The 17,623-nt window shown below is 71.9% G+C and carries 16 protein-coding genes; 8 read left to right on the top strand and 8 right to left on the bottom strand.

Annotated features, from left to right (window positions below; genetic code table 11):
- Window positions 1-544: 544 nt before the first annotated feature.
- Complete coding sequence (locus tag ACFQSB_RS01900) at window positions 545-1,261, top strand: HNH endonuclease family protein (RefSeq protein ID WP_380823921.1); 717 nt, start codon at window positions 545-547, stop codon at window positions 1,259-1,261.
- A gap of 279 nt (window positions 1,262-1,540) precedes the next feature.
- Here the strand turns inward: ACFQSB_RS01900 and ACFQSB_RS01895 are convergent, their stop codons facing one another.
- The 3 genes from ACFQSB_RS01895 to ACFQSB_RS01885 all read right to left on the bottom strand — a co-directional run bounded on the left by ACFQSB_RS01895 (window position 1,541) and on the right by ACFQSB_RS01885 (window position 4,173).
- Window positions 1,541-1,999 (bottom strand): PepSY domain-containing protein, encoded by a 459-nt coding sequence (locus tag ACFQSB_RS01895; protein WP_380823920.1) that lies wholly within the window; start codon window positions 1,997-1,999, stop codon window positions 1,541-1,543.
- 201 nt (window positions 2,000-2,200) lie between these two features.
- On the bottom strand, window positions 2,201-3,496 hold the full coding sequence (locus tag ACFQSB_RS01890; RefSeq protein WP_380823919.1) for a sensor histidine kinase: 1,296 nt from the start codon (window positions 3,494-3,496) through the stop codon (window positions 2,201-2,203).
- Window positions 3,493-4,173 carry a response regulator transcription factor gene (locus tag ACFQSB_RS01885; protein ID WP_354835111.1) on the bottom strand — a complete coding sequence of 227 codons (681 nt, stop codon included), beginning with the start codon at window positions 4,171-4,173 and terminating at the stop codon, window positions 3,493-3,495. The genes ACFQSB_RS01890 and ACFQSB_RS01885 overlap by 4 nt, the downstream gene beginning before the upstream one ends.
- Before the next feature lie 176 nt (window positions 4,174-4,349).
- On the opposite strand from ACFQSB_RS01885, the gene ACFQSB_RS01880 reads away from it, so the two are divergent.
- From ACFQSB_RS01880 to ACFQSB_RS01850, 7 genes are all read left to right on the top strand, one after another.
- Window positions 4,350-4,946: a hypothetical protein gene (locus ACFQSB_RS01880; protein ID WP_380823918.1), complete on the top strand. Its 597-nt coding sequence runs from the start codon at window positions 4,350-4,352 to the stop codon at window positions 4,944-4,946.
- Window positions 4,947-5,096: 150 nt separating this feature from the next.
- Complete coding sequence (locus ACFQSB_RS01875) at window positions 5,097-6,047, top strand: SPFH domain-containing protein (RefSeq protein WP_380823917.1); 951 nt, start codon at window positions 5,097-5,099, stop codon at window positions 6,045-6,047.
- Window positions 6,048-6,182: 135 nt separating this feature from the next.
- Window positions 6,183-6,995 (top strand): VOC family protein, encoded by an 813-nt coding sequence (locus tag ACFQSB_RS01870; RefSeq protein ID WP_380823916.1) that lies wholly within the window; start codon window positions 6,183-6,185, stop codon window positions 6,993-6,995.
- A gap of 711 nt (window positions 6,996-7,706) precedes the next feature.
- A complete protein-coding gene (locus ACFQSB_RS01865; RefSeq protein ID WP_380823915.1) occupies window positions 7,707-8,300 on the top strand; it encodes a CHRD domain-containing protein in 594 nt (197 codons plus the stop codon).
- 430 nt (window positions 8,301-8,730) lie between these two features.
- Window positions 8,731-9,270, top strand: coding sequence for a QcrA and Rieske domain-containing protein (locus tag ACFQSB_RS01860; RefSeq protein WP_380823914.1), 540 nt, complete (start codon window positions 8,731-8,733; stop codon window positions 9,268-9,270).
- Window positions 9,271-9,513: 243 nt separating this feature from the next.
- Complete coding sequence (locus ACFQSB_RS01855; protein ID WP_380823913.1) at window positions 9,514-10,383, top strand: RNA polymerase sigma factor; 870 nt, start codon at window positions 9,514-9,516, stop codon at window positions 10,381-10,383.
- Between the two features lie 71 nt (window positions 10,384-10,454).
- A complete protein-coding gene (locus tag ACFQSB_RS01850) occupies window positions 10,455-11,144 on the top strand; it encodes an IS3 family transposase (RefSeq protein WP_380823912.1) in 690 nt (229 codons plus the stop codon).
- A gap of 43 nt (window positions 11,145-11,187) precedes the next feature.
- Here ACFQSB_RS01850 and ACFQSB_RS01845 read toward each other — a convergent pair whose 3' ends face one another.
- The 5 genes from ACFQSB_RS01845 to aceB are packed head-to-tail and all read right to left on the bottom strand — an operon-like array spanning window position 11,188 to window position 17,548.
- Window positions 11,188-11,928, bottom strand: coding sequence for an IclR family transcriptional regulator (locus tag ACFQSB_RS01845; protein ID WP_354915424.1), 741 nt, complete (start codon window positions 11,926-11,928; stop codon window positions 11,188-11,190).
- Window positions 11,925-13,184 carry a (Fe-S)-binding protein gene (locus tag ACFQSB_RS01840; RefSeq protein ID WP_354835093.1) on the bottom strand — a complete coding sequence of 420 codons (1,260 nt, stop codon included), beginning with the start codon at window positions 13,182-13,184 and terminating at the stop codon, window positions 11,925-11,927. Before ACFQSB_RS01840 ends, ACFQSB_RS01845 begins: the two co-directional genes overlap by 4 nt.
- 13 nt (window positions 13,185-13,197) lie before the next feature.
- Entirely contained in the window at window positions 13,198-14,481 is a 1,284-nt protein-coding gene (locus tag ACFQSB_RS01835) for an FAD-binding oxidoreductase (protein WP_380823911.1), read from the bottom strand.
- On the bottom strand, window positions 14,481-15,956 hold the full coding sequence (locus ACFQSB_RS01830) for an FAD-linked oxidase C-terminal domain-containing protein (RefSeq protein WP_380823910.1): 1,476 nt from the start codon (window positions 15,954-15,956) through the stop codon (window positions 14,481-14,483). The genes ACFQSB_RS01835 and ACFQSB_RS01830 overlap by 1 nt, the downstream gene beginning before the upstream one ends.
- Window positions 15,953-17,548: a malate synthase A gene (aceB, locus tag ACFQSB_RS01825; protein ID WP_380823909.1), complete on the bottom strand. Its 1,596-nt coding sequence runs from the start codon at window positions 17,546-17,548 to the stop codon at window positions 15,953-15,955. Before aceB ends, ACFQSB_RS01830 begins: the two co-directional genes overlap by 4 nt.
- Window positions 17,549-17,623 lie beyond the last annotated feature (75 nt).

The following is a 17,623-nucleotide window of genomic DNA, read 5'->3' as shown; positions in this document are numbered from 1 at the left end:
CGTTCGTTCCATCGCGGCGTCCGACCTGCGGTGGCGTCTGATCCACGGTGGCGTCGGACCTGCGGTGGCGTTCGTTCCACCGGGGCTTTCGCCGCACCGCGGCGTCTGATCCAGAACGGGCTCTGATCCTTCGCGGCGTCTGAGTCCAGTGCGGAATGCGATCCACCGCGGCGCCCCTGAGCACCTCAGGGGCGCCGGCCGGCCCCCGGCCGAGCGTCACGCTCGCCGGGGGCCGCTTCGTCCTCCCCGCGTCGCCGGCGCGGTTCCGGCTCGACGGGTGGTTCCGCCGGTGGCCGGGGGCCTGGTCGCCCCATGAGGCCCGCGATCGTCCTGAGCTCCTCCGGCGCGGCACGCTTGATCGTTTCGGAGGTCGGTAGTGACGTCGGGGTGGCCCGCCGGTCGGCGGATCTTGCTGTCGCGGTTTGCCGTAATCGCTACTTTCGTGGGTACTTGCTATACCTAGGCATTACTTCTCGTTTACCTGGGGGTGGCAGTGCGCCTGCGTGGATCTCGCGCGATCGTTGCCGGAGCGGCGGCGGCCGTCATGCTCACGGCATGTGGTTCCATCGATGCCGGCAACGCGGGGATCGGGGCCGACGGCGGGCCGGGCGGAGACGGCGGCGGCGGCTCGACCGGTGTCAGCCCGCTCGACAATCCCAAAGGCACCGAGCGCGGCCTCGGGACGATCAAGTCCGCCAAGGACCGCGCCGCCGCAGTGGCGATCATCGAGAAGGTGCCGACCAAGGGACGCGGCCCCAAGACCGGCTACAGCCGCGACGAGTTCGGGTATGCCTGGGCGGACAACGCCGAGTCCATCCCGTTCGCGCACAACGGCTGCGACACCAGGAACGACGTCCTGGCGCGCGACGGCGAGGAGCTGAAGTACCGCTCCGGCTCCAAGTGCGTCCTGACCTCGATGACCCTGCACGACCCCTACACCGACAAGACGATCGAGTGGAGCAAGCAGGACGCCGCCGAGGTGCAGATCGACCACGTCATGCCCCTCTCGTACGACTGGCAGATGGGCGCGTCGCGGTGGAGCAAGTCCCAGCGCGTCCAGATCGCCAACGATCCGCTGAACCTGCTGCCGGTGGACGGCTCGACCAACTCCTCCAAGGGCGACTCCGGGCCCGCCACGTGGCTTCCCCCGTCCAAGAGCATCCGGTGCTCCTACGCCGTCCGCTTCGCCCAGGTGGCCCTGAAGTACGACCTCCCCGTCACCGCCCCCGACAAAGACGCCATGCTCACCCAGTGCCGCTGACCCGGAGACCGGGCCACCGTCGCCGACCCGGGACGCGGTCGGCTGCGGTCGGCCGCGGATGCCCAGAGGCCGGACCACCGTCGCCGACCGGGACGCGGGCCGTTGCGGGTGCCCCAGAGGCCGGACCCCACCGCCGGCCTGGGGACGCGGTCGGCTGCGGCGGGCTCAGGGGCGGGAACGGCCGCCGGCCTGGTCGTGTCCGCCGGCCGTGGTGCGGATCTCCTCCATCCCGTGCCCCGCGGCGGTCGTCCGCCGCGGGGGTAGGGGACGGATGCGGGATCAGTCGTCGTCGTGCTTCTGGCGGAACTTGACGATCGCGCCGGTCCTGACGGAGACGTAGACGCGGTACTCGACGCCGCGCTTGTGCAACTCGACCTTCCAGACCCGCCGGCCGTGCTCCCATTCCCGCTCGACCTTGCCGACCCGGGCGCCGGGGACGCGCTTCTTGGCGATCCTGATCGCCTGCCGGTAGCTGATCGACGAGCCGGTGACCCGGCCCGCGGCCGTCGTCCCGGTCGCCGTCGAGACGGTCGAGCCCGTGGAGCCCGTCGAGGCGGTCGAGGCGGTCCTCCCGCCGGTCCCGGCGGAGGTCAGGGCGCCGGTGGAGGTCCTCCCTGAGGAGATTCCCAGGGCCGACGCGGCCGAGGCGGCGACGGCTCCGGTGCCGAGGACGGCGACGATCCCGGCGCCGGCGATGGCGAGTCTGGCGGTCCTGCCGAAGTGGTGTGTGTTCGTCATGGGCCAAGGCTCCCGCCGGCCGCCCTAACCCCGCGCTGCGACGACGTTAAGGCCCCCCCTAAGAGCGACGCGCCGGGCTCTTGTCCGAGGGGCCGGGCGGCGGGGCGGGAAGACGGCGGATCCGGCGCCGCTGTGCGGCGGGGAGACGGCGGTTTCGGCGCCGCCGTGCGGGGGAATCGGTGGGCGTTCGCGGTCGCGGCGTCAGGTGACCGGTGAGGTGGGAGCGGCCAGGTGGAGGGTGATCCGGGCGCCGCCGGTGGGGGCGGATCCCAGGGACAGAGAACCGCCGGACGCCTCGGCGGTGCGCCGGGCGATGTCCAGGCCAAGGCCCGTCGAGCCGGCGCCGCTCCTGCCCCGCTCCAGGAGATGCCCGTCTTCCACGGCGAGACGGAGACCCGGCCCGGAGTCGGCGATCTCCAGCCGCGCGCCGCCGCCCTCGGCGGGCGCCAGCCGCACGGAGAAGGCCGCGCCTTCGGGGGTGTGGGCGAAGACGTTGCCGAGCAGCGCGTCCACGCAGGCCGACAGCTCCGCCGCGCTCACGGCCACCGTGAGCGGCCCCGGCGGCACGTCCACCTCCGTGGTCCGTCCCTGGTCCTCGGCCAGCACCGACCAGAACCTCACCCGCTCGGCCACCACCTGGGCCGCGTCGCAGCTCGCCTGCTCGCGCGAGCGGCGGCGCACGTCCGTGATGACCGAGGTCACGGCGCGCTCCAGCGCGTCCACGCGGACGCCGAGCCGCGCCGCCTCCTCAGGATCGGCCAGCGATTCGGCCTCCAGCCGAAGCCCGGTGAGGGGGGTGCGCAGCCGGTGGGAGATGTCGGCGGCCGTCTCCCGCTCCTCCGCCAGCAGGTCGCTGATGCGTCCCGCGAGATGGTCCAGGGCCAGTCCCACCGCGCGCACCTCGGCGGGCCCGCCGGGGGTGGTCCGCGCCGTGAGGTCCCCCGCGGCCAGGCGGTGCGACACACGGGCCAGCCCGCTCATGGGGCGGGTCAGCGCCAGGGCCAGGCGGTCGGCCACCAGGATGCCGACGCCGATCAGCGCGAGCCCGAGCAGCAGCATGCCCAGCCACACCTCGCGGACGCCGCGGTGCAGGTCGTCCTCGCCGAGGAACGCCCGGACCACCGCCGTGCCGCCGGGCACTCCCTGCACCGCGACCAGCACCTCCAGCCCCGCCGGGGTCTCGGCCGTCAGGCTCTGCCCGCGCGCGGCCAGCTCCACGGCGGCCGACCGCGGCGCCGGCGCCCCTGCGAGCCGCCCGTCCGGCAGGAACACGGTGATCGCGTGCCCGCTCGCGGCGGAGGTGCGCTCGGCGGTCAGCGTGAGTCCCGCGAGGTCCGCCGTCCCGACCGCCGCCGCGACCGACTGCGCCTCGGCGGTCGCCTGGGTGACCGCGCTGCTCTCGGCCAGCGCCCGGACCAGCAGCGCGAGCGGCACCAGCAGCGCGATGAGCACCAGTGAGGTGGTGGCCGCGACCAGCAGGGCGAGCCAGCGCCTCATGACGGCTCGACCAGTTTCACTCCGACGCCGCGCACGGTCTGCAGGTAGCGGGGTTCCTGGGCGGTTTCTCCAAGTTTGCGGCGCAGCCACGACAGATGGACGTCGACGGTCTTGTCCGCCCCGCCGTAGGGCACCTGCCACACCTCGGTGAGCAGCTCCCGCTTGGTGACCACCTGGCCCGAGCGGACCGCGAGGTAGTGCAGCAGGTCGAACTCGCGCGGCGTGAGGTCCAGGGGGGTTCCGGCGAGGACGGCCTCGCGGCTGCGGGGGTCCAGTCGCAGGTGGCCCACCGTCACCGAGGTGTCGGTGCGGCTCTCGGCGGTGCGCCGGAGGACCGCGCGGACGCGGGCGTCGAGCTGGGCCGCGCTGAAAGGCTTCACCACATAGTCGTCGGCCCCCGCGTCGAGCAGGCGGACCATCTCGGCGTCGCCGTCCCGGGCGGTCGCGACGATCACCGGCACCCGGCTGACCGCCCGGAGCATGCGCAGCATCTCGGTCCCGTCCAGGTCGGGCAGGCCGAGGTCCAGGACGACCAGGTCGGGACGCTCGGCGACGGCCATGCGCAGCCCCTCCAGCGCGGTCGGGGCGGAGGACACGGCGTGACCGCGGTCACGCAGACCTCGCATGAGGGCGGTGCGGATCGTCGCGTCATCCTCGACGAGCAGGACAGTGGCCATGGGCGGTTACGCTAACCGGTCCGGCTCACAGGTATGAACCGTGTTATGTCGCTTTTAACCCGGCCTTAGGCTTCGGCCAGGGAACATCGGCCGTATGAGTCCACGACCACGGAGGCACACGTGAACGGCCGCGAGGACACCTCCACGGGCGTGGGTGGCCTGAGGGGGCGGTCGGCGTGAACCGGCGGCCGCTTCTGGTGGTGGGGGGATGGCTGGTCACCGCGGCCGTGGCCACCGGCGCCGGCGTCGTCGTGACCACCTTCCTCGGGGACGCCGTCACGGGCTCGGCCACCAGGGCGCTCTCGCCCGCCGACGTGCGGCGCTCCCTGGACGCCGCGGCACCACTCTCTGGGGGCTCGCCGCCGTCCGACGGCCCTGCCGCGGCCCCGTCCTCTTCCGCGGCCCAGGCCGCCTCTTCGCCCGACGCCGCTTCGTCCCCCAGGTCAGGGGCCGCCTCAGCAGCGCCCACCGCCACCCCGCTGGCCACCCTGCTGGCCACCCCGTCCGCCTCGCCGTCCGGCCCGGTCGCCTCGCCGTCGACGCCGGCGGGGACCAGCAAGGTCATCGCGGCGCGAGGGGGAGTGGTGGTGGCTCGCTGTGAGGACGGCCTGGTGAGGCTGCTGTCGTGGACGCCGGCCCAGGGCTACGAGGTCAAGGACGCCGAGCGCGGACCTCGGGACAAGGTGCGGGTGCGGTTCGAGGGGGAGTCCAGGACCGAGATCGAGGTCCACTGTTCCGGCGGCAGGCCCGTCTCCCGGGTGAAGATCGACTGAGGCCGCCTCTCCGCGCTCCGGGCCGCTCGTCCACAGGCGCCGGGCGGCAGGAGGCGCTTGTCCACAGGGGTTGGAGAGGTGGCTCCGCCGCTCGGGCCCGGTGTTCTAGGATCGGCCGACCGTAAAGCCTGAGTAAGGATTGGGTGGCCGATGAACGCACGTAAGAGCACCGGTGACGCCGCGCAGGGCGGGAGGCGCGGGCGGTTACTGCTGCGGGGCGTCCTGCTCGCGGTGATCGCCATCGTGGTCCTGGGGTTCCTCGCCACAGGGTGCACCAAGGTGAGCACGGCGCCCGACGAGGTGCGACTGCACTACGCCGGGGGCCCCTTCGAGGCGATCAAGTTCGTGAAGTGCATCAACCCCTCCAGCGGCGCCGTCTATCTCGGCCCGGGCGACACCTCCTACTCCTATCCGTTCGGGCAGCGCACCTTCGACTTCTCCGGCTCGCCGGACGCCGAGTCCAAGCCGATCACCATCGTCTCCAAGGACAACGTGGAGATGGAGGTCGCCGGGTCGGCGACGTTCACGCTCAACACCTCGTGTGAGACCCTGCGCCGCTTCCACGAGAAGATCGGGCTGAAGTACGGGTCGTACTTCGAGGGCTCCGAGTCCTCCGACGGCTGGCGGCGCATGCTGAACTTCTACTTCAAGCAGCCCCTCGACCGCGCGATGGACGCCGCCTCGCAGGAGTTCGAGTGGAAGAAGCTGTTCAACGATCCCGACGCCAAGCAGCAGTGGGAGCAGCGGGTCGGCCAGTTGGCCCGGCAGTTCATCAAGGAGACCGCCGGCGCCGACTACTTCTGCCAGCCCAACTTCGGGGGCTCGGGTGACTGCGGGGATGTCGTGCTGACCATCCAGAAGCCCGAGCCGCCGCAGACGCTCATCGATGCCCTCGCCGCCGAGCAGGCGGCCAAGCAGCAGAACCTCGCTCAGCAGCAGATCAACACCAAGGTCAAGACCGAGCTCGAGTCCATCAAGGACCTGGTCAAGGTGCTCGGCCCGCAGGGCGCCATCCTCTGGAAGGCCATCCAGGACGGCAGGGTGCAGGTGGTGCCGGTGCCGCAGAACGGCTCCATCAACATCACCCCCCAGTCACGCTGACCCCACGGCATATGCGTTGATTTGAGGGGGTATGTCCAGATAGTGGCAAGCCTGGGGGTCCGGCGCGAGCACGGTCCGGCGTGGATGGAAGTATGCCCCTGAGGGCATGGCACCGTCTCTGGGGGGAGATCTGTGATGTCGGAGCGCTGGCGCTACCCGGACGGCGCGCCCTGCTGGCCGGAGCTCACCACGCACGACGTCCCGCGAGCCGCCCGCTTCTACGCGGACGTCTTCGGGTGGACCTGCCGCGATCTCGGTCCCCAGGTCTGGCACTACACGATGTGCCTGGTCAACGACATGCCGGTGGCCGCCATCACCCCGCCGGCGGTCGGTCTGCAGAACGTGGACCCGGCCTGGAACACCTACCTCGCGACCTCCGATGTCGAGGCCTCGGCCGTGCGGGTCGAGGCCAACGACGGCAAGCTGGTCATACTCCCCACCACCCTGCCCGGAGAGGGGCGGTTCGCCCAGGCCGCCGACCCTGAAGGCACGCTGTTCGGGCTGTGGCAGCCGGGCACCCACATCGGGTCGCGCCTGTACGGGGATGTCGGCGCCATGTGCTGGAACGAGGTCAACGCCAGGAACGCCCGGGTGACCGATGACTTCTACCGCTCGATCTTCGGGTACAGCCAGTACCAGGTCGGCGACGGGGTCGACTACGACTACGTCATCTGGAAGGTCCGGGAGGTGCCGGTCTGCGGTCGGTTGCGCGTCCCGTACGAGTATGAGTGGGTGCCCCGCCACTGGATGCTGTACCTGCGGGTGAACGACTGCGCCGAGGCGGTCGCCCGCGTCGTCCGGGCGGGCGGGTCGGTGCACATCCCCGAGTACGAGTCGCGCAGCGGGCCGGTCGCCGTCGTGTCCGATCCCTTCGGCGCCGACTTCGCCCTGTGCCAGCACCCCTTCGGCGCCCATCCCGTCGGCACCATGCCCTTCTCCTCCTGCTGACCCGCCCGTCCCGCAGCGGGGTCCGGCCGTTCCCGCCCGGCCGCCCGGCAACGCATCGGGACGTCCGGGCGGCCCGGGCATGATCTTCCCCCCGCGGCACGGACATCTGAGCTGAGGTCACCTCGCGGTGCCGAGCGGACGGACCGGTCGTTTCGCCAGAGTCAGGACAGTGCTCCCCCTGCTGGAGTTTCGCCCGCACGGGTGGACACGGCGATCTCTGTGGACGACGACCTCGGCCCGTTCATCCCGAGGTTGTCCAGGTACAGGCCCGAATCAATTCGAGCCGGTTTGTTATCTCCTGTAGTGAACGCTTTTCCGTCGGCCGTTCACCGGGCCGGAAAAGCGCGCACCCCGGTCTCGCGCATCCTTGCCGAAATGGCCTCAGGGTGGGTGTCCGGAGAAACGGGGGATATTCTCGCGCCGCCCACCCTTGCGCGGAGAAAGGCGTCCTTCCGCGAGACCGGCGGAGATGGGGCGAATTGAAGATCATCCTATGGTAATTGTTCATAATGATCATCATCAACGATGTTCTCCCAGGTCAAAGGCATCGATGATTGATGATGACGGTGTGGGTCTCCCTCCGCAATGGTCTTATGGTGAGCCGTGCGGCGTCGATCGCGTGTCTTGTGCAAAGAAGTACCGCTATTGTCTTCCCTGCTGTCGACGGCGACAAAATAGACTCACGGTGCAGTGGAGAGGATTATGGTCAACATGGGTGAGCAGTTCGGCAACAAGCGCATTTCGTGGCGACGACTCATGGTCGGAGCGACGGCCGGGACGGTCGCGGCGATGGCCGCCGGCACGGTGATCGCCGCGCCCGCCGGCGCAGCGCCCCAGTCGGCCGCGCACACTCTCGCGGCCACGGCCCACACGGCCCACACGGCCCACACGGCCCACACGGCGACGTCCGCTTCGTCAAGGAAGTACTACTTCGAGGCTGGGCTTCTGGGCCGCAACGAGGTGCCTGAGCCGGGCAAGAAGGTCAATGACCGTGACGGCAGGGCGGTGGCCCGCTTCCGCATCAGCGGTAAGCGGATCTACTACATCGTCCAGTGGAGCAGGACCGGCAGGCCGACGGCCTTCCACATCCACCGGGGCAAGGCGGGCGTGAACGGTCCCGTGGTCATCAACCTGCTGTCCAGGGGCGACATCCGCGGCAACATCGCGCGCGGCTCCGCCGTGGCCAGCAGCAGCCTGCTCAGGGACATCAAGAACCACCCGACGAAGTGGTACGCCAACCTGCACACCGCCCAGTTCCCCGACGGCGCGGTGCGTGGCCAGCTGCACACGGGCAGGCGCTGGTAGTCCGCTTCCCGGACCTCCGGGCCACGTACGCGGGCTCCGGCCACGGCGTGTCGCGGATGCACACGGCGGATGCCGGGGCAGGGGAGGACTTCCGATGATTGGGTGACTCCCGCCGCGCGTGGAGAGCTCGGGGCGGCGCCGGCAAGCCCGGTCGCCGCCCCGTCGCGACTCCCCGCCTCCGTCATCGCGCCCAGGCAGGTGACGGCTTTTCGGACAGTCCGGTAAGTGTGGAAAAGTACGTGGTCACCTTCACGGGGACTCCGGCAAGCTCCTCAGTGTTCCGCTCGACGTTCCGCTCAGGAGCCGCCGTTCAGGCGCGATGACCTCGGACGAGAGTCGAACGACCATCCGACACACCCCCGGCCGTCACGGGACGCCGCTCCGGCACGCGTCACGACCGACGGAGGGGAAGCACCTGGAGGACCACCGTATGTGCACGAAGTCTGGTCAGGAATGCCAGGCGCTCAGCGCCGTGACCGACGACCAGCGAGAGGTACCGTCCCCGGCGGATGCCGCGGCGGGCGCCTCCCGCCGGGCCGCCATCGTGGGCGTGGGAGGCGCCGGCCTGGCGACCGTCCTGGCCGCCTGCGCCGGAAAAGGCGCGATCAGCGCCGACATCGGCTCCTCCTCTTCCGGTGCCTCCGCACCCAGCGGGGGCGCCACCCCACCCACCGCCACGACGAGCGGTACCAGCCTCGCCAAGACCTCCGACATCCCGAAGGACGGCGGCAAGGTCTTCCCGGACCACAAGATCGTCATCGTCCAGCCCGCCGCGGGCAAGTTCCGGGCTTTCAGCGCCGTCTGCACACATCGAGGGTGCCTGGTGGACGACGTCTCCTCCGGGATGATCAACTGCCCGTGCCACGGCAGCATGTTCTGGCTCGACGGTAAGGTCATGGGCGGTCCGGCCACCAGACCCCTGACCGAGATTCCGATCAAGGTCGACGGCGACACCATCTCGCTCGCCTGAACCTGGCGGGCCGCCGTCCGTCGCGGTGGACGCGGCACGGCCGCCGGTCATAGTGATCCGGCACCCCATGTGAGCACCGCGGCCGTGTCCATGTCCCGGTCTCGACCCATGAGGCGAGATCGGCGGGCGTTCGGCACAGTGTCGCGGTGTCACCGACCTGACCGATATGGAGGGACCGTCACGTTCGCCGACGCAGATCTCGTTCGCGAGGCCCAATCCGGCGACGCCTGCTCGCTCGGCCTGTTGCTGGCCAGGCACCAGGCGGACATGCGGGCGGTGGCACTGAGCATCCTCGGACACGGTCCCGATGCCGAGGACGCCGTCCAGGAAGCCGTCCTGATCGCGTTGCGCCGTATCGGGGATCTTCGTGATCCCGATGCCCTGGGGCCGTGGCTGCGGGCGATCGTCCGCAACGTCTGCCGGATGCACCTGCGCGCCACCAGAGCGATGCCCGTCGAGGCGGTGGAGAGGCTGGTCCTCCCACGCGAGGAGCCCGATCCGGCGGAACTGCTGGAACGGCACGTCCAGCGGGACTGGGTCTGGCACGCCCTCGACGAGCTTTCGCCGCGCCTGCGGCTGGTGACGATGTTGCGGTACTTCACCCAGGTCACCGCCTATGAGCACATCGCGGAAGTGTGCGGCATCCCCGTCGGGACGGTACGGAGCCGGCTCAGCCAGGCGCGGGCCAAGCTGTCGCAGGCACTGCTGGCGACGGCGAGCCTGGCCCACGACGACGTGGCCGCCCAGGAGACCAGGCGCCGCAGGCAGGCCGAGGAGACGCTGCGGGCGGCCGGAAGCGGTTCGTTCGCGGAGGCGCTGACGGATCTCTGCTCGCCCGCGGTGGAGATCACCACGGTGAAGGGCGAGACCACGCCGGGTTTCGGGTGGCTGCTGGGGGCGATGAACCGTGATCTCGAGGCCGGTGTGCAGCAGCGCCTGGGCGACCTCGTGGTCGGCCGTGACGTGGTCATCTGGGAGAACGACCTCATCAACCCGCCCGACGATCCCTTCCACTGCCCGCCCACCGTTGTCTGGGTGAACTTCCTGCACGCGGGCCGGGTCCGGAAGATCCGGCTCGTCCATCCGCGTCCCGCCGGGAACTCCGCACGTTGACCGATCCGGAAATCGAACTCTCCGCGTGAGCGACGCATCTTGTCTGTGTCAGATGACCGGGGGATGCACGCGTGCGCGCCCTGGGACGCCCCGCAGGCACTCAGCAGAAGAAGATCACATCGCCCATGCCCCCTCCGCACCCCCCCGAGTTGCGCCGCCGTGCGGTCGAACTCGCGCGCCGAGGTGACATATCGCTCCTGAGGCTCGCGAAAGAGCTCGGCATCAGCCGCTCGTGTCTTCGGACATGGCTGAAACGGGACGCCGCCGAGGCGAGGTCCGGCGCCGGGGATCGGCCGGCCCGCGAAGTCGGGAAGGAGCTCGCCGAGCTCCGCGGCCGGAACAGGCGGCTGGAGACGGAGAACGACGTTCTCAGGCGGGCGGTCGAACTGGCCCTGGGAGAGCGTTCCCCCAAGGTGGTCTACTCGCTGATCCGTAAGCTCGCCGACGGCCGTGTTCCGGTCGCGGTGGCCTGCCGGCTGCTCCGGGTGTCGACATCGGGCTATTACGACTGGCTCGGGCGTCCGGAGCCGCCGCGCGCCCTCCGGGACAAAGAACTCACCGAGATGATCCGGCGGATACACGCCGACTCCGACGGCACCTACGGCTCGCCGCGCGTCTACGCCAAACTACGGTCGGATCTGGGCGAAGAGGTCAGCCGCAAGCGCGTCGAACGGCTCATGCGCGAAGCCGGCCTGCGGGGCGCCCACGGCTCGCCCTCGTCCGCGGCCCGCGCCCGTCCCGGGCCCCGCCCCTCAGCATGAGGCGCCAGGCGCCCCGGACGACCGGGCCCCGGACGGCCCGGTGTCAGTGGGCAGGGAAGATCTCGCGCCCGAAGTCCGCGGCGATCTCGCGCATGCCTTCGGCCAGCTCCTCGCGATCCAGCGCCTCGATGCGCTCCACCGGTCCCGAGATCGACATGCCCGCGATCACCCGGCTCCCGTCCCGCACCGGCACCGCCAGGCAGTGGACGCCGAGCTCCTCCTCGCCGAAGTCCATCGCGTACCCCCGCGACCGCACGGCGTCCAGCTCGGCCAGCACCGCCTCGACCGTCGTGATCGTGTGCTCGGTCCGGCGGGGCAGGCCCGTGCGCGCAAGGATGCCGGCCGCGTCCGGCCGGTCGGCGAGCAGCACCTTGCCGACGGCGGTGCTGTGCGGCAGGACCCGCCTGCCCACCTCGGCGAACATCCGCAGCCGCCGCGGGGAGGCCGCCTGGGCCACGTACACCACGAAGTCGCCCTCCAGCACCGCGAGGTTGGCCGTCTCGCCGGACAGCGCCACCAGCTTGGAGAGGTACGGCTGCGCCCACACGCCGACCATGCGCTCGGCCGCTCCGCCCAGCCGCATCAGCGCGCCGCCCAGGGCGTACCGGCGGTCGGACTCCTGCCGGACGTATCCCCGGCTCAGCAGCGCCTGCAGCAACCGGTGGATCGTCCCGTAGGGCAGCCCCGTGCGGGCCGCGATCTCCGACAGCCCCGCCTCCCCGCCCTGGTCGGCCAGCGCCTCCAGCACGTCCAGGGCCCGGTCGACGCTCTGGACCGTGCTCATCGCGCCCGGCCGAGGGTCACGGGGGACAGGGCGCGCAGGGAGGCGTCGAGGAGTTCGGCGGTGTGGGCGACACGGATGTGCTCGCCTCGCCGGCGGGCGGCGGCGGCGATCTGCATGGTGCAGCCGGGATTGGCCGAGACCAGCAGGTCGGCCCCGACGCCGAGCACCCGCGCGGCCTTGCGGTCGCCCAGCTCGCGCGCCGCGACCGGCTGGAACAGGTTGTAGGTTCCGGCGGAGCCGCAGCACATCGCCGCGTCCGGGATCTCCCGCAGCCGCAGCCCCGGGACGGCCGCCAGCAGCGCCCTGGGCTGCGCGCGGATGCCCTGGGCGTGCGCCAGATGGCAGGCGTCGTGGTAGGCGACCGTGATCGGCAGCGGGTGCCGTTCGGCGATCGGGCCGAGCTCGGCCAGGTACTCGGCCAGGTCGGCGAACCGCAGGGCCCGCGCCCGCGCGGCCCACGCGGGATCGTCGGCGAGCAGGTCGGCGTACTCCTTGGTGCTGGACCCGCACCCGGCGGCGTTGACGACGACCGTGCCGACGCCCGCCCGCTCGAAGGTCTCGATCGTCCGGCGGGCGAACCTCGCCGCCTCCTCGGGACGGCCGGAGTGCACCGACAGCGCGCCACAGCACCCCTGACCTCGCGGGATGACCACGTCACAGCCCTCCATCGCCAGGACACGCGCCGTGGCGGCGTTGACGCCGGGGAAGAACTCGCCCTGGACGCATCCGGTGAGCAGTCCGACGGTCGCCCGGCGCTCGCCGCGCGCGGCCACCCGTCGCGGCAGCCGTGCCCGGTGGCGCGGGACGGGCGGCGCGAGCTCGGCCATGGCGGCCAGCCGGGGGTCGACCCGTTCGAGCAGGGGGCGCAGCCGCGGCGTGAGGCTCCGGCTCAGCCGAAGCGGCAGGCGCAGCGCCCGCAGCCGCCGCGGGTAGGGGAACAGGGCGAACACGAGCGCGCGGAACGCCCGCTCGGCCGGCGGGCGGTGGTGCGCCCGCTCCACCTCGGCCCGCGTGGACTCGATCAGCCGGTCGTACTTGACCCCCGAGGGGCAGGCGGTGACGCACGCCATGCACCCCAGGCACGCGTCGAAGTGGCCGGCCATCTCGGGGGTGATCGGGGTGCCCTCGACGTGCTGCTTCATCAGGTGGATGCGTCCACGCGGGGAGTCCATCTCCTCGCCCCACAGCTCGTAGGTGGGGCAGGTGGGCAGGCAGAACCCGCAGTGCACACAGTCGTTGATCAACTCGGGGTTCATCACCGTCGGCTCCTCACGCGCGTTCCCCGCTCCCGGCCTCGGGCGGCGGCCCGCCGGTGGGCAGGCGGCCCGGTGACAGGCGGCCGCCGGGGTCGAAGCGTTCCTTGACCCGGCGCATGAGCGTGGCGGCCCCGGCCGGGCCCCAGCGGTCGAGCCGGTCGGCCGCGTCCGCCGGTGCGGTCCACACCACCAGTCTGCCGCCGTGCGCGGCCAGGTCGGAACGCAGAACCGACACGAACGTCCCCGCGCGGGCGGGGGCGGCGTCGGAAGGCAGGGCGAGGTGGAGGACGGCGGAGGCGGCCGACCCGCGCACGCGCACCGGCAGGTCGCCGGCCTCCCGGGCCGCGCGGGCCACCGCGGCCAGCGCGGGAACGGCGAACGCGGGCCGGACGCGCAGCTCCAGCAGGAACTCCTCCCCGGGCAGCCGGCCCCACCAGGGGGGCGGCTCGGAGGCGACCGGGGCGCCGCCCAGCAGCTCGCCGGCGGCCTTGGCGCGCTCGCCGGCCGCGACGCCCTCGAACAGCGCGGCGACGGTCAGCGGGCCGTCCGCGCAGGGCCGGTCGATCTCCACGGCGCTCGGCTCGGTCTGGGACCCGGCGAGGGCCGCGAGGTCGGGGAGCGCGTCCAGCCCGGGGACGGTGACGCCGATCCAGGCGCGCGCGGCCGGCAGCGGGTGGAGGCGGACGGTGGCCTCGGTGATGACGCCCAGCGTGCCCAGGGAGCCGGTGAACAGCTTGCCCAGGTCGTAGCCCGCGACGTTCTTGACGACCTTGCCGCCCGAGTGGGCGACGGTGCCGTCGGCCAGCACGACGGTGATGCCGATCAGCAGGTCGCGCGCGGTGCCGTACCGCAGGCGGCGGGGGCCGGCGGTGGCGGCGGCGAGCGTGCCGCCGACGGTGGCCCCTTCGACGGGGACGTCCAGGGCGAGCTCCTGGCCCGAGGAGGCCAGCGCGCCGGCGAGCGCCTCGGTGGGCACGCCGGCCTGCACCCGCGCCACCAGGTCGCCCGCGGCGTGTTCCAGGACGCGGTCCATGCGGCGGGTGCACAGCAGCAGGTCGCACCGGTCGGGGGGCGCCCCCCAGCCGAGCTTGGTGCCCCCGCCCGTGGCGACGACGGCGAGTCCGTGCTCGGCGGCGGCCCGCATGAGCGTGGCCACCTGGCCGGTGGACTCCGGCAGGGCGACCCAGCGGGGGGTGAGCCGGCCGAGGCCGGGCGCGCGGGCGGCCGCGTCGTCAGGGGCGGCGGCGCGGACCTCCGCGCCGCTCGCGGCCAGGGCCTCCTCGGGGGGAAGGGGCATCAGAACAGCTCCGCCTCTCCGGAGGCCACCAGGGGATGCACGCCCCTGCGCACGCCCGGGGCCTCGCCGCACAGCCGTGGGGTGGGGAAGATCTTGCCGGGGTTGGACAGGTTCTTCGGGTCGAAGGCGCAGCGGACGAGCTGCATGGTGTCCAGATCGTCCGCCGTGAACATCTTCGGCATGTACCGGGATTTGTCCACCCCGACGCCGTGTTCCCCGGTGATCGACCCGCCGTGCTCGATGCACAGGTCGAGGATCTCGCCCGACACCAGCTCGGCCCGCTCGCCCGCGCCCTCCTCGGCGTCGTCGAACAGCACCAGCGGGTGCAGGTTGCCGTCCCCGGCGTGGAAGACGTTGGCGACCCGGATGCCGTGCCGCCGCGACAGCCGCTCGATGCCCGCGAGCACCTCGGGCAGGGCGGTGCGCGGCACGACCCCGTCCTGCACCAGGTAGGCGGGGCTGATGCGCCCCACGGCGGCGAACGCCGACCTGCGTCCCCGCCAGATGGCGGCGCGCTCGGCCGGGTCGTCGGCGACGCGCAGCTCGAAGGCGCCGGTGTCGCGGCAGATGGCCTCCACCTGCGCGAACTGGTGGGAGACCTCCGGGGCGGGGCCGTCCAGCTCGACGATGAGCACCGCGCCCGCCCCCGCGGGGTAGTCGCACCGCACCGCCGCCTCGGCGGCCTCGATGGCCAGGGCGTCCATCATCTCGATGGCCGCGGGGACGATGCCGGCGCCGATGATGGACGACACCGCCCGGCCGCCCTCCTCGACGGTGGCGAAGGCGGCCAGCAGCGTGGTCACCGTCTCGGGGACCCGCGACAGCCGTACGGTGATCTTGGTAGCGATGCCCAGCGTGCCCTCGGAGCCGATGAAGGCCCCGAGCAGGTCGTAGCCGGGGTCCATCGCGTCCAGCTCCACGATCTCGCCGTCCGGGGCGACCAGCTCGACCGCCAGGACGTGGTTGACCGTGAAGCCGTACTTCAGGCAGTGCGCGCCGCCGGAGTTCTCCGCGACGTTGCCGCCGATCGAGCACACCTGCTGGCTGGAGGGGTCGGGCGCGTAGTAGTAGCCGTACGGGCGTGCCGCCTCGCTGATGGCCAGGTTGGTCACGCCCGGCTCCACCACGGCCAGGCGGTTCTCGATGTCGATCTCGATGATGCGGCGCATGCGGGAGGTCACGATGAGCACGCCGTCGGCGCGCGGCAGAGCCCCGCCGGACAGTCCGGTGCCCGAGCCGCGCGCCACGAACGGGGTGCCGGTGCGGTCGCAGAGCCCGACCACCGCCGCCACCTGCTCGGCCGTCTCGGGCAGCACGACGACGGCCGGGGTCGCGCGGTGGTAGGTCAGCCCGTCGCACTCGTAGGTGCGCAGCCGCACGGGATCGGTGATCACCCCGCCGGGCCCGAGGACGGAGGTGAGGCGGTCCACCAGGGCGCTGAGTCGGCCGGACGGCCCGGCCGGTGCCGGTGTCATGGCATCCGAGCGTACGCCGGGAGCGTGAGGAACTCGGCGAAGTCGTCGTCCAGGGCGACCTCGGTGAACAGCTCCGCCGCCTGCCCGTACAGGGCCTGGTCGAAACCGGGCTCCTGGCGGATCCTGTCCAGTTCCTCGGAGATGACCCGCTCGACCAGTTCCTTGGTCACCACCTCACCGGTGTCGGCCAGCTCGATGTCGTTGTGCACCCACTGCCAGATCTGCGAGCGGGAGATCTCGGCCGTCGCGGCGTCCTCCATCAGGTTGTGGATGGCCACCGCGCCGCTGCCGGCCATCCAGGCGGCCAGGTAGCGCAGGGCCACGTCGACGTTGTTGCGCAGGCCCGCCTCGGTGATGTCGCCGGGCGTCTTGTACACCGACAGCAGATCGGCGGCCGGCACCACGACGTCCTCGCGGAGCCGGTCGAGCTGGTTCGGCCGCTCACCCAGGACGGAGTCGAAGACCTCCTGGCAGATCGGCACCAGGTCGGGATGGGCGACCCACGACCCGTCGAACCCGTCGCCCGACTCGCGGGTCTTGTCGGCGCGGACCTTCTCCAAGGCGACCTTGTTCACTTCGGGGTCGCGCCGGGAGGGGATGAAGGCGGCCATTCCCCCGATCGCGTGCGCGCCGCGCCGGTGGCAGGTGCGCACCAGCAGCTCGGTGTAGGCGCGCATGAACGGCGCCGTCATGGTCACCGCGTTGCGCTCGGGCAGCAGGAACTCACGGCCGCGGGTGCGGAACTTCTTGATCACGCTGAACAGGTAGTCCCAGCGCCCGGCGTTCAGCCCCGCCGAATGGTCGCGCAGCTCGTAGAGGATCTCCTCCATCTCGAAGGCGGCCGGATAGGTCTCGATGAGGACGGTCGCCCTGATGGTGCCGTGCGGGACGCCGAGCAGCTCCTGCGCGCGGGTGAACACGTCGTTCCAGAGCCGGGCCTCCAGGTGGGACTCCATCTTGGGCAGGTAGAAGTACGGGCCCTTGCCCTTGTCGATCTGCCGCTGCGCGCAGTGGAAGAAGTAGAGACCGAAGTCGAACAGCGAGGCCGAGAACGGCTCGCCGTCCACCAGCACGTGCTTCTCGGTCAGGTGCCAGCCGCGCGGCCGCACGACGACCGTGGCGAGCTCCTCGTCGGGCCGCAGGGCGTACCGCTTGCCGCCCGACTCGAAGTCGATGGCGCGGTCGAGCGCGTCGCGCAGGTTGAGCTGGCCGTTGACGACGTTCTCCCAGAGCGGGGAGTTGGCGTCCTCGAAGTCGGCGAGCCAGACCTTGGCGCCGGAGTTGAGGGCGTTGATGGTCATCTTCCGGTCGACCGGGCCGGTGATCTCGACGCGGCGGTCGACCAGGCCGGGGGCGGGCTCGGCCACGCGCCAGGATTCGTCCTCGCGGACGGCCTTGGTCTCGGGCAGGAAGTCCAGGGTGCCGCCCGCGGACAACTCGGCCTGGCGGGCCCGCCGGGCCTCCAGCAGCTCGCGCCGGCGGCCCTCGAACTCGCGCTGGAGGGCGGCCACGAAGCGCAGTGCCTCGGGGGTGAGGATCTGGTCGAAGCGGTCCAGCGAGGGGCCGTTGATCTCAATGCCTTCCATGGCCATCCTTTCCATGATGCGGAAAAACAGTTCTAGATTGTGGAATCGACGCTACCGGGTGCCCGTCTCGGGGGTCAACGC

It is taken from the genome of Sphaerisporangium rhizosphaerae, from assembly GCF_042665155.1.
GTDB classification, from domain to species: Bacteria; Actinomycetota; Actinomycetes; order Streptosporangiales; family Streptosporangiaceae; genus Sphaerisporangium; species Sphaerisporangium rhizosphaerae.
Note: the sequence above shows the minus strand (reverse complement) of the source record. Positions and strands in the feature narration are given on the sequence as shown.

Bases quoted from the DNA above. Each gene is read 5' to 3' on its own strand.
- ACFQSB_RS01900 (WP_380823921.1), top strand. From the start codon at position 545: ATGCTCACGGCATGTGGTTCCATCGATGCCGGCAACGCGGGGATCGGG.
- ACFQSB_RS01895 (WP_380823920.1), bottom strand. From the start codon at position 1,999: ATGACGAACACACACCACTTCGGCAGGACCGCCAGACTCGCCATCGCC.
- ACFQSB_RS01890 (WP_380823919.1), bottom strand. From the start codon at position 3,496: ATGAGGCGCTGGCTCGCCCTGCTGGTCGCGGCCACCACCTCACTGGTG.
- ACFQSB_RS01885 (WP_354835111.1), bottom strand. From the start codon at position 4,173: ATGGCCACTGTCCTGCTCGTCGAGGATGACGCGACGATCCGCACCGCC.
- ACFQSB_RS01875 (WP_380823917.1), top strand. From the start codon at position 5,097: ATGAACGCACGTAAGAGCACCGGTGACGCCGCGCAGGGCGGGAGGCGC.
- ACFQSB_RS01870 (WP_380823916.1), top strand. From the start codon at position 6,183: ATGTCGGAGCGCTGGCGCTACCCGGACGGCGCGCCCTGCTGGCCGGAG.
- ACFQSB_RS01865 (WP_380823915.1), top strand. From the start codon at position 7,707: ATGGGTGAGCAGTTCGGCAACAAGCGCATTTCGTGGCGACGACTCATG.
- ACFQSB_RS01860 (WP_380823914.1), top strand. From the start codon at position 8,731: ATGTGCACGAAGTCTGGTCAGGAATGCCAGGCGCTCAGCGCCGTGACC.
- ACFQSB_RS01845 (WP_354915424.1), bottom strand. From the start codon at position 11,928: ATGAGCACGGTCCAGAGCGTCGACCGGGCCCTGGACGTGCTGGAGGCG.
- ACFQSB_RS01840 (WP_354835093.1), bottom strand. From the start codon at position 13,184: ATGAACCCCGAGTTGATCAACGACTGTGTGCACTGCGGGTTCTGCCTG.
- ACFQSB_RS01835 (WP_380823911.1), bottom strand. From the start codon at position 14,481: ATGCCCCTTCCCCCCGAGGAGGCCCTGGCCGCGAGCGGCGCGGAGGTC.
- ACFQSB_RS01830 (WP_380823910.1), bottom strand. From the start codon at position 15,956: ATGACACCGGCACCGGCCGGGCCGTCCGGCCGACTCAGCGCCCTGGTG.
- aceB (WP_380823909.1), bottom strand. From the start codon at position 17,548: ATGGCCATGGAAGGCATTGAGATCAACGGCCCCTCGCTGGACCGCTTC.